The organism is Serratia marcescens (genome assembly GCF_001902635.1).
Lineage (GTDB): Bacteria > Pseudomonadota > Gammaproteobacteria > Enterobacterales > Enterobacteriaceae > Serratia > Serratia marcescens_F.
On record NZ_MJAO01000046.1, the window covers coordinates 1 to 13785 of the forward strand.

Sequence of the window (13785 nt, forward strand, 5' to 3'; positions counted from 1 at the left end):
CGCCGTAAGGCGCCCTGATTGTTTCTGCCGCGGCGGCGATCACTTCTGGTCGAGCAGATGGCCCATTTTGGCGGCCTTGGTTGCCAGGTAGTGTTCGTTCTTCGGGTTGCGGCCGACGATCAACGGCACGCGCTCACTGATGTTGATACCGGCTTCGGTCAGGATCTCGACCTTTTTCGGGTTGTTGGTCAGCAAACGCACCGCGTCGACGCCCAGCAGTTTGAACATGTCGGCGCACAGGGTGAAGTCGCGCTCGTCAGCGGCGAAGCCGAGCTGGTGGTTGGCCTCCACGGTGTCGGCGCCCTTGTCCTGCAAGGCATAGGCGCGGATCTTGTTCAACAGGCCGATATTGCGGCCCTCTTGGCGATGGTAAAGCAGGATGCCGCGGCCTTCTTCGGCGATCTGCCCCAGCGCGGCTTCCAGTTGAAAACCGCAGTCGCAGCGCAGGCTGAACAGGGCATCGCCGGTCAGACATTCGGAATGCACGCGCGCGAGCACCGGCGCTTCGCCGGAAATATCACCGAATACCAGCGCCAGATGGTCGTGCCCGGTCGCCAGTTCTTCGAATCCTACCATCAGGAAATCGCCCCAAGGTGTCGGCAGTTTAGCCTCTGCCACCCGTTTAAGCTGCATGTCACTCTCCACAAAACCGTCCGATTCAATCATTGTCGCGCATCCTAAGTCTGGTTTAACGCATTGACCAAGACTAAAACGTGCTACGCCGATCTCTATTTCGTTAATTATCGGCTATTTTGCCACAACTTCTTGCCTGGCGGTGCTCAGCAAACCAGCAGATGGCGTTTTCCCGCCGCCTATTATTGCGATAGGTTGCCTATCTGTTTAATTTTTCGCGTGTTATCAAGATTGCACTCTTGTTACACTGCCGCCTGACACACGCAGAGGAAGAATGGAATGTATGAGATAGCAAAACGTACGGCGGGCGGCGCGCTGCTGTTGCTGTTGATGCCGCTGGCGGTCTGGGTATCCGGCTGGCATTGGCAACCCGGTGGCAATGAGCGGCTGCTGAAGGTGCTGTACTGGGTGACGGAAACCGTGACTTCGCCGTGGGGCATCCTGACCAGCGTTCTCCTCTGCGGCTGGTTTTTGTGGTGCCTGCGCTTTCGGCTGAAAGCGGCCATCGGTTTGGCGATCCTGCTTTTCGCCGCGCTGCTGATCGGGCAGGGGGTCAAGTCGTTGATTAAGGATCGGGTGCAGGAACCGCGGCCGTTCGTGGTGTGGCTGGAACAAACCCACGGCGTGGACGGCAAGTACTTCTATTCGTTGCATCGCAAAGAGCGCAGCGCGCTGGTGCGTGAGCAGTTGCAGGATCAGACGCTGGTGCCGAACTGGCTGCGCAAGCACTGGCAGTTTGAAACCGGCTTTGCCTTCCCGTCGGGGCACACGATGTTCGCCGCCACTTGGGCGCTGCTGGGCGTAGGGCTGCTGTGGCCGCGCCGCCATTATAAAACCGTTGCGCTGCTGATGGTATGGGCAACCGGCGTGATGGGCAGCCGCCTGCTGTTGGGCATGCACTGGCCGCGCGATCTGGCGATGGCCACGCTGATCAGCTGGCTGCTGGTGGTGGTTACCTGTTGGCTGGCGCAGCGTTGGTTCGGCCCGCTGACGCCGCCGCCGCAGGAGCAGCAGGAAATCGCGGCGCGCAAGCCGGAATAAGCGCTTTCCCGGCAGGCGCCAGTCAGGTGCCTGCCACCAACACCTTTACGCCTACCTTCTCAAAGGCTTGTATGGCGGTATTGCTGATACCGTCGTCGGTGATCAAACAGTCGATATGCTGCCAGTCACAGGGCAATGCGAACATCGACACCTTATCGATCTTGCTGGAGTCGGCAACCACATACACCATGTTGGCCGCGTTGATCATCGCCATTTTCAGTTTGATGTCGGTTTCGCTTGGGAAGCTGAGGCCGTGGCGGGGTGAGATGCAGGCCGTTGCGAGGAACAGTTTCTGGGCCAGCACGTTTTCGAAGAAGCTGGCGGCTTTGTCTCCGGAAGTGGAGAGCGTCGGAAATTTGAATGAGCCGCCGGTCAGCAAAATGTTCACGCCCGGCTCGCCGCCCAGCTGCAACGCGATGTTGACGCCGGTGGTGATAACGGACAATTTCTTGATGTGGCTCAGGTGATTGGCGATTGCCGTGGTGGTGGTGCCCGAATCAAGAATGATGGTGTCGCCCGGTTCGATAAAACCGGCGGCGAGCTTGCCGATGCGATCTTTGGCGGTCAGGTTGACCTGGCGTTCCAACAGCATGGCATGGGTATTTTGCTTGCCGTCGACCAGGGTTGCGCCACCGTGGAAACGCTGCACATAGCCTTGTTGCTGCAGTACGCGCAGGTCGGTGCGAATGGTCGCCTCGGTCAGCTTGAAGGTATCGGTAAGCATTTTGACCGTCGCCGAACCATCTTCGCGGATCATGTCGAGGATCTTTTCGCGCCGTTGCTGCATTTCCGCCAGCTGTTCGCTTTTGCTTTTCAATCGAAAGACTCCTTCACCCGTCAATTCCCGCCGTGCGGTTTACCACGGCCACTCCTTATTGATGCGCTGAATTTTAGCTCGCGATTATTGATAAAGCTATTGATAAACCTGCCAACTTACATTGGTTTTTATTCGAAAATCAATCCAGCTCTGCACCAACCGCGTATCCGGCTAACAACAACATAAACTATTTTTGTTTATGTTGTTGTTATTAATTGGTTTTAATGAGTTCCTGTTTTGGCCGCGCCGTGTTTATGCTGGAAATATGATCTGGCCCACATTAATTATCGTTTTTGCTGCATATGATTTCCATTCGAAAGTCAGTAATGGATTAACGGATCGTTTTCGATACGATAACGATAATCAAGGCGCTCAAGCAGAGGTGAAGATGGACTTCCAGGCGATTAAAAACACGGCGCGCCAGGCGCGTCGATATGTGGTGACCATGAACCATAAGGCGGGCAAGGGCCATACCGGCGCCGATCTGTCGGAAATCGATATCATCTGCACCCTGTATATGGCGGTGATGGATCGCAGCAACGCCCGGCCCGATCAGGATCGGTTCATTTTGTCTAAAGGGCACGGCGCCGGCGGTTTTTACTGCAGCTGCGCGGCGATGGGCTTGCTCGAACCGGCGGTGCTCGATCAATTCATGGGCGACGACACCTTGTTGGCCGGGCATCCGGTGCGGCAGAAACTGCCGGAATTGGTGGAGATTAACTCCGGCGGTTTAGGGCATGGGTTGCCGATTGCGGTGGGGCTGGCGCTGGGTAACAAGCTGGCGGGGCGCGCGCATCGCCGCGCTTTCGTGCTGCTGGGCGACGGCGAGCTGGCGGAGGGATCAAACTGGGAAGCCGCGATGGCGGCCAGCAAATTCAAGCTGGATAACCTGATCGCCATCGTCGATCGCAACCGGCTGCAGTTGGCGGGCAAGACGGAGGCCATCATGCCGCTGGAGCCGCTGGCGGAAAAATGGCGCGCTTTCGGTTTCGAAACCGTGGAATGCGACGGGCACGATCCGGCGGCGCTGGTGGCGGCGATCCAACTCCCGAGCCAGGACAAACCGCGGGTGATTTTGGCGAATACCGAGAAGGGCCACGGCGTGTCGTTTATGGCTAACGTCGCTGCCTGGCATCACGCGGTACCGGACGAACAACAGCTGGCGCAGGCGCTGGCGGAACTGGAGGGGTGAACATGCAGGATTTACGCGATGCCGTGGTGACGGCGTTGATCGAACAGCAGCAGGCAGGTGCGGATCTGAGCGTGATGGTGGCGGATTCCACGTCCACGTCGAAAATTGCGCCCTTTGAGCAGGTTTACCCGGAGCGGGTAGTGAACGTCGGCATCGCCGAACAAAACATGGTGGGCATGGCCGCCGGCATGGCGCTCAGCGGCCGCACGGTCTTTACCGCCAACGCCGCGCCTTTCCTGTTCGCCCGCTCAAACGAACAGATGAAAAACGACGTCTGTTACACGGAAACCAACGTGAAGATGCTCGGCCTGAATGCCGGGTTCGGTTATGGCCCGCTGGGGGCGACGCACCACTGCATGAACGACATCGCCATCGCCCGTACGCTGGGCAACCTCAGCGTTTACGCGCCGGCGGATGCGCGGCAAGCGGCCGAAATCGTCCGTCATGTCATCGCACAACCCGGCCCGGCCTATATCCGCATGGACAGCGACAAGCTGCCGGTGTTGAACGCGGAGTATCGTTTCCGCCCCGGCGAGCCGGAGGTACTGCATCAGGGTGCTGACAGCCTGGTGTTTTGCCTGGGTACGCTGGCTCATGAGGCGATGCAGGTGCTGGAACTGGGCGATAACCCGACCATTGTTTCGCTGCCTTCTCTCTGGCCGCTCAATGAGGCGGCAGTGGTGGCGCTGATGCGTTCGCACCGCCGGGTGCTGACCATGGAGGAGCATGCCCTCAGCGGCGGTCTGGGCACCATCATCGGTGAGCTGTTGCTGCGGCATCAGCTGTCGCGACCGTTTACCGCACTGGGCGTGCCGGCTTACGAATTTACCCACAGCAGCAGCCGGGCGGCGCTGCGGCGGCAATACGCCATCGACGCCGCCGGATTGCATGCTCAGTTAAATCAATAAGGGGGAATGCGATGGAGCGGAACGAATACGACGTTAATTTGCGCTACGGTGTCGATAGCCGGATGTCGCTGGCAGGGAAGGTTGCGGTGATCACCGGCGGTCTGGGCGGCATCGCCATGGCTGCCAATCGCCTGCTGTTGGAAAAGGGCGCGCGCCTGGTGTTGATGTACCCGGCCTTTGAACAGGACAAGGCGGCTGCGGCGCTACGGGAGTTGGGTGAGGAGCAGGTGCTCTGCCAGGTTTGCGACGTGACCGATCCCCGCTCTGTGGCTACCGCCTTCAGCGCGGCTCAACGGCGTTTTGGTCGGCTTGACATCTTGGTCAACTGCGCCGGCTACGTCAATCTGCAGCCGGCGACGGAAGTCACGCTCGAGGAGTGGCAGCGCCATCTGGCGGTCAACCTCACCGGGCCTTTCCTGTGTTCGCAGGAACTGGCGCGGCGGGCGATAACCGCCGGTCACGGGGGGAAAATCATCAACATCGCGTCGCAGGCGGCCTCCATCGCCATTGACGATCACTGCGCTTATACCTCCGCCAAGGCGGGGCTGCTGGGTATGACCAAGGTGATGGCCAAAGAATGGGCGCCGCACGGCATCACGGTCAACACGTTATCCCCCACCGTGGTGCTGACGCCCATGGGGGAGAAAGCCTGGCGCGGCGAGAAGGGCGAGGCGATGAAAAAGCTGATCCCGCTGGGGCGTTTTGCTTATACCGATGAAATCGCGGCGGCGATCCTGTTTTTTGCCAGCAACGGCAGCGACATGATCACCGGCGCGGACCTGATGATCGACGGCGGTTTTACCATTTGGTAAGCGGCAACCGCAGCGATCGCCAACACCAGACGATGTTCAACACAACGATAAGAGAACACCATCATGAGAAAAATAGCCACTTACCTTACCCTGCTCACCGGTTTTGCCTGCGCCTCTGTCATGGCGGCGGAAAAGGGCACGATCGCCATTCTCGTCAACTCGCTGGACAACCCTTATTACTCCGCCGAAGCCAAGGGGGCCGAGGCCAAAGCCAAGTCCCTCGGCTATCAGACGCTGGTGCTGTCGCACGGTGAAGACGTTAAGCGCCAGGGGGAGCTGATCAGCCTGGTTATCGGCCGCAAGGTGCAGGGCATCATTTTGGATAACGCTGATTCTCAGGCCAGCGTCGCCGCGGTGCAGCAGGCGAAAAACGCCGGCATTCCGGTGGTGCTTATCAACCGCGAGATCCCGGTTGACGGCGTCGCGCTGGCGCAGATCACCCATAACAACTTCCAGGCCGGCTCGGACGTCGCCAATCAGTTTGTGGAAAAAATGGGGGAAACCGGTAAATACGCCGAGCTGACCTGCAACCTGGCGGACAATAACTGCGTCACGCGTTCGCAGTCGTTCCATAACGTGATCGACCAGTATCCGGAGATGGTCAGCGTGGCGCGTCAGGATGCCAAGGGCAATCTGCTGGAGGGGAAACGCATTATGGACAGCATTCTGCAGGCGCACCCGGACATCAAAGGCGTGATCTGCGGCAACGGCCCGGTCGCGCTGGGCGCGGTGGCGGCGCTGAAGGCCGCCGGCCGACAGGATGTCACCGTGGTGGGCATCGACGGCAGCAACGATGAGCGCGACGCCATCCTCAACGGCAGTCTCTATGCCAGCGTGATGTTGCAGGCGCAGGCGATCGCCGCGCAGGGCGTCGAAATCCTCGACGGCTATTTCCAATCCGGCAGCTATACCGGCAAGGAGCGCGTGATGTTCCGCGGCATCCTGATCGGCAAAGACAATGCGCAACGGGTCAGTGACTTCAACTTCAAACCGTAATCCGCGCTGAGCGGCGTCTTTCATCACCCCGTCCCGGCGGCGGGGTGCGATCGGAGGTGTTGTTATGTCGATGCGCATTGCGCTGGCCGTCACCGTCGTCCTGGCGTTGAGCGGTTGCCGTATCGTCTCGGAAAAAAAGCTGGCGGAGCTGCGCTCCCCGGTGAATCCGCATGTGGCGCAGGCGGTGGAGATTTACCGCAGCCAAATCGCGCCGCAAGCCGTCAAAACGGCGCAGCCGCTGGGCGAGCTGATCGCCCGGATAGCCCAGGCCAAGGATTTCGACAGCGCCTGCGGCCTGTATGGGTACCGCGCGCAACCGGAGTTTCCTTGTTATTTCAACGTCAAGGTCAGCGGTGAGGTGGCGGCGGTCAACACCCGTTCGCGCAGCGGAAAATTAACGCTCAAACCGGCAGATGCGCCGCTCGGTGGCGTTGAGGTGCAGATCGGGCCGGTTTATCGCGGTACGGCGTTGCGCGACAGTTATCGCGGCCTGAGCTACGGCGATTTCAATGACCAAACACTGTTCGGCGATTTCGCCAGGGCGATTAACCAGGCTTCGATCGACGGTCTGGCCGGATCCCGGCCCAAGGTGGGTGACCACATTACCGTGTACGGCGTATTCAGCAGCTGGCAGGCACCTGCCGAGCCGCTGTTGATCACGCCGGTGCGCATTCAGCCGTAAGGGGGGAGTGATGAGCGATCCGGTCATTATTCAAACACGCAACGTCTCGCGTCTCTATCCCGGCGTAACGGCGTTGGATAGCGTGAACTATCAGGTGTTTCGCAACCAGGTCAACGTTTTGATCGGCGAAAACGGCGCCGGCAAATCGACCATGATGAAGCTGCTGGCGGGGGTGGAAACCCCGTCATCCGGCACCATCGAGCTGGAAGGACGCGAGGTGACGTTAACCTCCACGCAAAAGGCGGAGCGGCTCGGGATCAGCATTATTTTCCAGGAGCTGAATCTGTTCCCCAACATGTCGGTGATGGACAACATGTTTATGGCCAACGAGTTCTTCCAGCGTGGCCGCATCAATGTGGAATATCAATACCAGCTGGCAAAATCGTTGCTGCAGCGGTTGGAGCTGGATATCGATCCGCATACGCCGTTGGGCAGTCTCGGCATCGGTCATCAGCAGCTGGTTGAAATCGCGCGCGCTCTGGCGAAAGACACCCGGGTGCTGATCATGGATGAGCCGACATCGGCGCTGAGCCAGGCCGAAGTGCGCACGCTGTTTCGGGTGATCGCCGATCTGAAAAAACGCGGCGTCACCATCATCTACATCTCTCACCGTCTGGAAGAGCTGATGGAGATCGGCGATCGCATCACGGTGTTTCGCGACGGGCGCTTTGTCGCCGCCGAACCGGTCAGCAACGTCAGCATCCCGTGGATCATCGAAAAGATGGTGGGGGAAAAGAGCAAGCACTTTGATTATTGCGCGGCCGAACAAGGGGATGAAGTGCTGAGCGTCTCGCATTTGACGCTGCCGCGTGAAAACGGCGGCTATTGTCTTGACGACGTCAGTTTTTCACTGCGCAAAGGGGAAGTGATCGGCATTTATGGTCTGTTGGGCGCCGGCCGCACCGAGCTGTTCAAAGTGATCAACGGCGTGATGCGCCAAACCGCAGGCAGCATCTTGCTCAACGGCAAAAGCGTGGAGCGGCTGGGGTTCCGTCAACGCATGGCGCTGGGCATGGCGCTGGTGCCGGAAGATCGGCAAACGGAGGGGTTGGTGCAGATGATGTCTATCAAGGCCAACATGACTCTGGCCAGCCTGGGGCGCAATGCGCTGCGGCCGTTGGCGGCGGCCGGGGAGTGTGCGCTGGTCGACGGCATGATCGAAAAACTGGCGATCAAGGTGAGCGACCGGGAACTGCCGATCACCAGCCTGAGCGGCGGCAATCAGCAGAAAGTGGTGTTGGGCAAGGCGCTGTTGACCGGGCCGCAGGTGGTGTTTCTCGATGAGCCGACGCGCGGGATCGATGTCGGCGCCAAAACGGACGTTTATCACCTGATTGGCGCTATGGCACGCCAGGGGCTGGCGGTGATGTTCTCTTCGTCGGAGTTGGATGAGGTGGTCTCACTGGCCGACCGGGTGATGGTGATGGCGGACGGGAAATTGACGGCCGACCTGCCGCGCGAACGGGCCGATCGCGAAACGCTGATCCGCGCCTCAACCCCTCATGCATAAGGATAAGGCAATGCAAACCAAGTATCGGTTGTATATGTATTTGCTGCAGGCGCGCACCTTCATCGCCCTGTTGCTGGTGGTGCTGTTCTTCAGCAGCATGGTGCCGAATTTTCTGACCGTCTCCAATCTGCTGATCATGACGCAACATGTGGCGATCACCGGGCTGCTGGCGGTCGGCATGACGCTGGTGATCCTCACCGGCGGCATCGACTTGTCGGTCGGCGCCGTGGCGGGCTTGTGCGGGATGATCGCCGGTGCGTTGTTGACCGTCGGTATCCCGCTGTGGGATGGCAACCGGCTGTTTCTCAACGTCTTTGAAGTGATCGGCGCGGTGGTGCTGGTGGGCGTGCTGTTGGGTTTGATCAACGGCACGCTGATCACGCGGCTTGGCGTCGCGCCGTTCATCTGCACCCTGGGCGCGATGTACGTGGCGCGCGGGGCGGCGTTGCTGACGGCGGACGGCAAAACCTACCCCAATCTGGTGGGCATGGAGGCGTTGGGCAATACCGGCTTTGCCGCACTGGGATCCGGCACCTTTCTGGGGATCTACAACCCGATTTGGCTGATGTTGGCCATCGTGTTGTTGGGGATCTATCTCACCAAGAAAACGCCGCTGGGCCGTTATATCTATGCGATTGGCGGCAATGAGCCGGCGGCGCGGCTGTCGGGGGTGCCGATCGTCAAAGTGAAAATGTTCGTCTATGCCTTTTCCGGGCTGTGTGCGGCGCTGGTGGGGTTGGTTATCGCTTCTCAATTGCAAACCGCGCACCCGATGACCGGCAATATGTTCGAGATGGACGCCATCGGCGCGACGGTGCTGGGCGGTACGGCGCTCAGCGGCGGCCGCGGCAGGGTATTCGGTTCGATCATCGGCGCCTTCGTGATCGTTTTTCTGGCGGACGGCTTGGTGATGATGGGCGTCAGCGAGTTCTGGCAAATGGTGATTAAAGGGCTGGTGATCGTCACCGCCGTGGTGATCGACCAGTTCCAGCAGCGTTTGCAAAGCAAGGTCATTCTGATGCAGCGCCAGGAAAAGAAAGCGGCTCAGCCGCTGGCTGAGGTGAGCCATGGCTAAAGCGGATTGCATTGTGGCGTTGGACGAGGGCACCAGCAACGCCAAGGCCGTGGTGGTGGATGCGCAGGGGACGATCGTCGCCAGGGCCAGCCGGCCGCTGACATTGCAGACGCCGCAGCCCGGCTGGGTGGAGCAGCGTGGCGAGACTTTGCTGGCGGCCTCTTTAGCGGTGCTGCGGGAAGCCATTGCGTTGGCCGGTGCCTCCCGCATTGCCGGTATCGCCATCAGCAACCAGCGTGAAACCGCCATCGGTTGGCGACGTTCCGACGGCCAGCCGATCGGGCCGGCCTTAACCTGGCAATGCGCGCGTTCCGCCGATTTCTGCGAACGGCTGCGGCGCGATCGGCAGGACGAAGCGGTGCGCCGCGCCACCGGCCTGCCGCTTTCACCGCTGTTCTCGGCGTCGAAAATGCGCTGGTTGCTCGATCATTGCGCAGACGGACAACGGTTGGCGGAGAACGGGGAACTCTGTCTTGGCACCATCGATGCCTGGCTGCTGTGGCATTTGAGCGGGGGGCGGGCATTTGGCTGCGATGCCTCCAATGCCGCTCGCACTCAGCTGTTGAACCTCGTTTCCGGCGACTGGGATGAACAGATGTTGGCGTTGTTCAACATTCCCCGTCAGGCGCTGCCGACGATCCACCCCTCCTGTCATCTGTTCGGCACGACGTTGGGATTGGAGGGCATTGCCGACGGCATTCCGATTGGCGCGATGGTCGGCGACTCGCATGCGGCGCTGTACGGCCATGCGCTCGGCCAGGCGGGGCAGGTAAAAGCCACCTATGGCACAGGATCATCGGTGATGGCGCCGATCGCCGAAGCGCAATGCGGTATCAACGCTCTGGCGACGACCATTGCCTGGCACGACGGCGAACGTATGCAGTACGCGCTGGAAGGCAATATTCCGCACACCGGCGATGCCATCGCCTGGATGCTGGATATCACCGCCATGCCGCAAGGAGACGATACGCCGTTAAGTGAACTGCCTGCTCGCGTGCCCGACAGCGGCGGCGTCTATTTTGTGCCGGCACTGACCGGCGCCGGTGCGCCCTGGTGGGATGAGCAGGCGCGCGGCGTGATCTGCGGACTCAACCGCGGCACGCGGCGGGAACATTTGGTTCGAGCCGCTTTTGAAGCGGTGGCTTATCAAATCGCCGATGTGATCGGCGTATTGCGGCAACAGCCTGGTTTTACGCTGCAGGGGCTGATGGCCGATGGCGGCCCCAGCCGCAATGACTGGCTGATGCAGTTTCAGGCCGATCTGTTGGGTTGCCCGGTATGGCGCAGCAACACGGCGGAGCTCTCGGCGTTGGGGGCGGCTCTGATGGCGATGCGCAGCCTATGGGGCGCGACTGACAGGCAACTGACGGCATTGTTGCCTCAGCATGATGAATTTAAACCCGATATGCAGCGGCATCGGCAGCTGCAGGAAAGCTATCGCGTCTGGCGGCAAGCGGTGCAGCGCACCCTGTGGCGGCCGCAGGCGGCCTCACTGAAACAGGAGAACAACCATGAGTCGTGATTTTACGGGGAAAACCGTGGTGATTACCGGCGCGTGCCGCGGCATTGGGGCCGGTATCGCCGAACGCTTCGCCAGCCTGGGCGCCAATCTGGTGATCGCGTCGAATGCGGAGCGCATTCTGACCACGGCGGAAACGCTGCGTCAGCGTTATCGGGTGCAGGTTATGCCGGCCATCCTCGACGTGACCGACGAGCCGCAGGTGGTTGATTTTTATCGTCAGGCCTGGGAACGATTTGGCGCGATCGACGTTTCCATTCAAAACGCCGGGGTGATCACTATCGACCGTTTTGACCAGATGCCCAAAAGCGATTTTGAGAAAGTGTTGGCGGTGAATACCACGGCGGTGTGGCTCTGCTGTCGGGAAGCGGCTAAATATATGGTCGGCCAACGCCGGGGGCGGCTGATCAACACCTCATCCGGCCAGGGACGCAACGGGTTCATTTACACGCCGCATTACGCTGCCAGCAAAATGGGCGTGATCGGCATTACGCAGAGTTTAGCCCTTGAACTGGCGTCGCATGGCATCACCGTCAACGCATTCTGCCCCGGCATCATTGAAAGTGAAATGTGGGAGTATAACGATCGCGTTTGGGGCGAAATCCTCAGCGGCCCGGAAAAAACCTACGGCAAGGGGGAGTTGATGGCCGAGTGGGTGGCGGGCATTCCGCTCAAGCGCGCCGGCCAACCTGAGGACGTGGCCGGTCTGGTGGCCTTCCTGGCCTCGGACGATGCCGACTACATCACCGGCCAAACCATTAACGTGGACGGCGGGCTAATCATGTCTTAGCGTGACATCGTCACTTAACGGGCGGCGCCAGATTGACGCCGCTTTAACCGCTTACATTTCCCCGCCATTGCAATCCGCGTCGTCACCCCCATATCTTTATAAATTCGACGTTTTGAGAAGCTTTCTCATCAATTTGTTCGCTAAAGCCGTTTACTGCCGAATATGCCAGCAGATATGTGGTTTTATCGTGCCGCAGGGTTTCCCTGCCGCAATGGGAAATGCTAACTTAAGGGTTAGGGACGCCTCGTTTTGGCATCGTTCATCCGATTCACTCGGCATCGCGGGAAAGAATGTGAAATATTTGCTGATTTTTTTGTTGGTTCTGGTGATCTTCGTGATTTCCGTCACCTTGGGTGCGCAGAACGATCAGGTGGTCAATTTTAACTATCTGGTTGCGCAGGGCGACTATCGCGTATCGACCCTCTTGGCCACGCTGTTTGGCGCCGGTTTCGTCCTCGGTTGGATCATTTGCGGCCTGTTTTACCTGCGCACGCGTATTGCGCTGGGCCGCGCCGAGCGCAAGATCAAAAGGCTCGAACTGCAGCTTGAGCAGCCCGCTGCACCGGCGGCTCAGCCCGTTGTCAGCAAGGAATAATCCTCTATGTTAGAACTGCTGTTTCTGTTGCTGCCCGTGGCTGCCGCGTACGGTTGGTACATGGGGCGCAGAAGCGCTCAGCAGGATAAACAGCAAGAAGCCAACCGCCTGTCGCGTGAATACGTGGCAGGGGTGAACTTTCTGCTTTCCAACCAGCAAGACAAAGCGGTCGATCTGTTCCTCGACATGTTGAAAGAGGACAGCAACACCGTCGAGGCTCACCTGACGCTGGGCAACCTGTTCCGTTCGCGCGGTGAAGTCGACCGCGCCATCCGCATCCATCAGGCCTTGATGGAAAGCGCCTCCCTGACCTTTGAACAGCGCCTGCTGGCGGTGCAGCAGCTGGGCCGCGACTATATGGCGGCCGGGCTGTACGACCGCGCGGAAGACATGTTCAGCCAGCTGATCGACGAAGCGGATTTTCGCGTCTCGGCGTTGCAGCAGCTGCTGGTGATCCATCAGGCCACCAGCGATTGGCAAAAAGCGATCGACGTGGCGGAAAAGCTGGTCAAGCTGGGCAAAGAGAAACAACGCGTCGAGATCGCGCACTTTTATTGTGAACTGGCGCTGCAGGCGATGGGCAGCGACGATCTCGACCGGGCGATGAGCCTGCTCAAGCGTGCGGACGCGGCCGATAAGCAGTGTGCGCGGGTGTCCATCATGTTCGGGCGCATTTATATGGCGCAAAACGACTACGCCAAAGCGGCCGAGTCGCTGCAACGCGTATTGAGTCAGGATAAAGAGCTGGTCAGCGAAACGCTGCCGATGCTGCAGGAATGTTACACCCATCTGCCGGATCAACAGCACAACTGGGCCGAATTCCTGAAGCGCTGCGTGGAAGAGAACACCGGTGCCACCGCCGATCTGATGCTGGCCGAGATCATCGAGCAGCATGAAGGGCGCGACGTGGTGCAGGTCTATATCAACCGCCAGCTGCAACGCCATCCGACCATGCGGGTATTTTACCGGCTGATGGATTATCACCTGGCGGACGCCGAAGACGGCCGGGCGAAAGAGAGCCTGTTGTTGCTGCGCGATATGGTCGGCGAGCAAATTCGCACCAAGCCGCGTTACCGCTGCCACAAATGCGGCTTCACCGCGCACTCGCTCTATTGGCATTGCCCATCTTGCCGTGCCTGGTCGTCGGTCAAACCGATACGCGGTCTGGACGGTCAGTAACGCTATTGCGCGATAAAAAAACGGGGCGAATCATCG

The 13785-nt window shown here is 59.6% G+C and carries 14 protein-coding genes; 12 read left to right on the forward strand and 2 right to left on the reverse strand.

Annotation, left to right across the window (positions count from 1 at the left end):
* Positions 1-39 precede the first annotated feature (39 nt).
* Positions 40-633: a GTP cyclohydrolase II gene (ribA, locus tag BHU62_RS24070; RefSeq protein ID WP_073534891.1), complete on the reverse strand. Its 594-nt coding sequence runs from the start codon at positions 631-633 to the stop codon at positions 40-42.
* Between the two features lie 279 nt (positions 634-912).
* On the opposite strand from ribA, the gene pgpB reads away from it, so the two are divergent.
* On the forward strand, positions 913-1674 hold the full coding sequence (pgpB, locus tag BHU62_RS24075) for a phosphatidylglycerophosphatase B (protein ID WP_073534878.1): 762 nt from the start codon (positions 913-915) through the stop codon (positions 1672-1674).
* A gap of 22 nt (positions 1675-1696) precedes the next feature.
* Here pgpB and BHU62_RS24080 read toward each other — a convergent pair whose 3' ends face one another.
* The gene (locus tag BHU62_RS24080; RefSeq protein WP_073534879.1) at positions 1697-2491 is read right to left on the reverse strand and encodes a DeoR/GlpR family DNA-binding transcription regulator; all 795 of its coding nucleotides are present in this window, start codon (positions 2489-2491) and stop codon (positions 1697-1699) included.
* A 388-nt stretch (positions 2492-2879) separates the two neighbouring features.
* On the opposite strand from BHU62_RS24080, the gene BHU62_RS24085 reads away from it, so the two are divergent.
* From BHU62_RS24085 to lapB, 11 genes are all read left to right on the forward strand, one after another.
* A complete protein-coding gene (locus tag BHU62_RS24085) occupies positions 2880-3683 on the forward strand; it encodes a transketolase (RefSeq protein ID WP_073534880.1) in 804 nt (267 codons plus the stop codon).
* 2 nt (positions 3684-3685) lie between these two features.
* Positions 3686-4591, forward strand: a complete 906-nt coding sequence (locus tag BHU62_RS24090) for a transketolase family protein (protein ID WP_073534881.1) — start codon at positions 3686-3688, stop codon at positions 4589-4591.
* Positions 4592-4602: 11 nt separating this feature from the next.
* A complete protein-coding gene (locus BHU62_RS24095; protein ID WP_073534882.1) occupies positions 4603-5403 on the forward strand; it encodes a GolD/DthD family dehydrogenase in 801 nt (266 codons plus the stop codon).
* A gap of 63 nt (positions 5404-5466) precedes the next feature.
* Positions 5467-6399 carry a D-ribose ABC transporter substrate-binding protein gene (locus tag BHU62_RS24100; RefSeq protein ID WP_073534883.1) on the forward strand — a complete coding sequence of 311 codons (933 nt, stop codon included), beginning with the start codon at positions 5467-5469 and terminating at the stop codon, positions 6397-6399.
* A gap of 64 nt (positions 6400-6463) precedes the next feature.
* The gene (locus BHU62_RS24105) at positions 6464-7081 is read left to right on the forward strand and encodes a DUF2291 family protein (RefSeq protein WP_073534884.1); all 618 of its coding nucleotides are present in this window, start codon (positions 6464-6466) and stop codon (positions 7079-7081) included.
* Positions 7082-7091: 10 nt separating this feature from the next.
* Positions 7092-8591 (forward strand): sugar ABC transporter ATP-binding protein, encoded by a 1500-nt coding sequence (locus tag BHU62_RS24110; protein ID WP_073534885.1) that lies wholly within the window; start codon positions 7092-7094, stop codon positions 8589-8591.
* Positions 8592-8601: 10 nt separating this feature from the next.
* Positions 8602-9666, forward strand: coding sequence for an ABC transporter permease (locus tag BHU62_RS24115; protein ID WP_073534886.1), 1065 nt, complete (start codon positions 8602-8604; stop codon positions 9664-9666).
* Positions 9659-11188, forward strand: coding sequence for an FGGY family carbohydrate kinase (locus tag BHU62_RS24120; RefSeq protein ID WP_073534887.1), 1530 nt, complete (start codon positions 9659-9661; stop codon positions 11186-11188). The genes BHU62_RS24115 and BHU62_RS24120 overlap by 8 nt, the downstream gene beginning before the upstream one ends.
* Positions 11178-11975 carry an SDR family oxidoreductase gene (locus tag BHU62_RS24125; RefSeq protein WP_073534888.1) on the forward strand — a complete coding sequence of 266 codons (798 nt, stop codon included), beginning with the start codon at positions 11178-11180 and terminating at the stop codon, positions 11973-11975. Before BHU62_RS24120 ends, BHU62_RS24125 begins: the two co-directional genes overlap by 11 nt.
* 292 nt (positions 11976-12267) lie before the next feature.
* Entirely contained in the window at positions 12268-12570 is a 303-nt protein-coding gene (locus BHU62_RS24130; RefSeq protein ID WP_073534889.1) for a LapA family protein, read from the forward strand.
* A 6-nt stretch (positions 12571-12576) separates the two neighbouring features.
* Positions 12577-13749, forward strand: a complete 1173-nt coding sequence (gene lapB / locus BHU62_RS24135; protein ID WP_073534890.1) for a lipopolysaccharide assembly protein LapB — start codon at positions 12577-12579, stop codon at positions 13747-13749.
* Positions 13750-13785 lie beyond the last annotated feature (36 nt).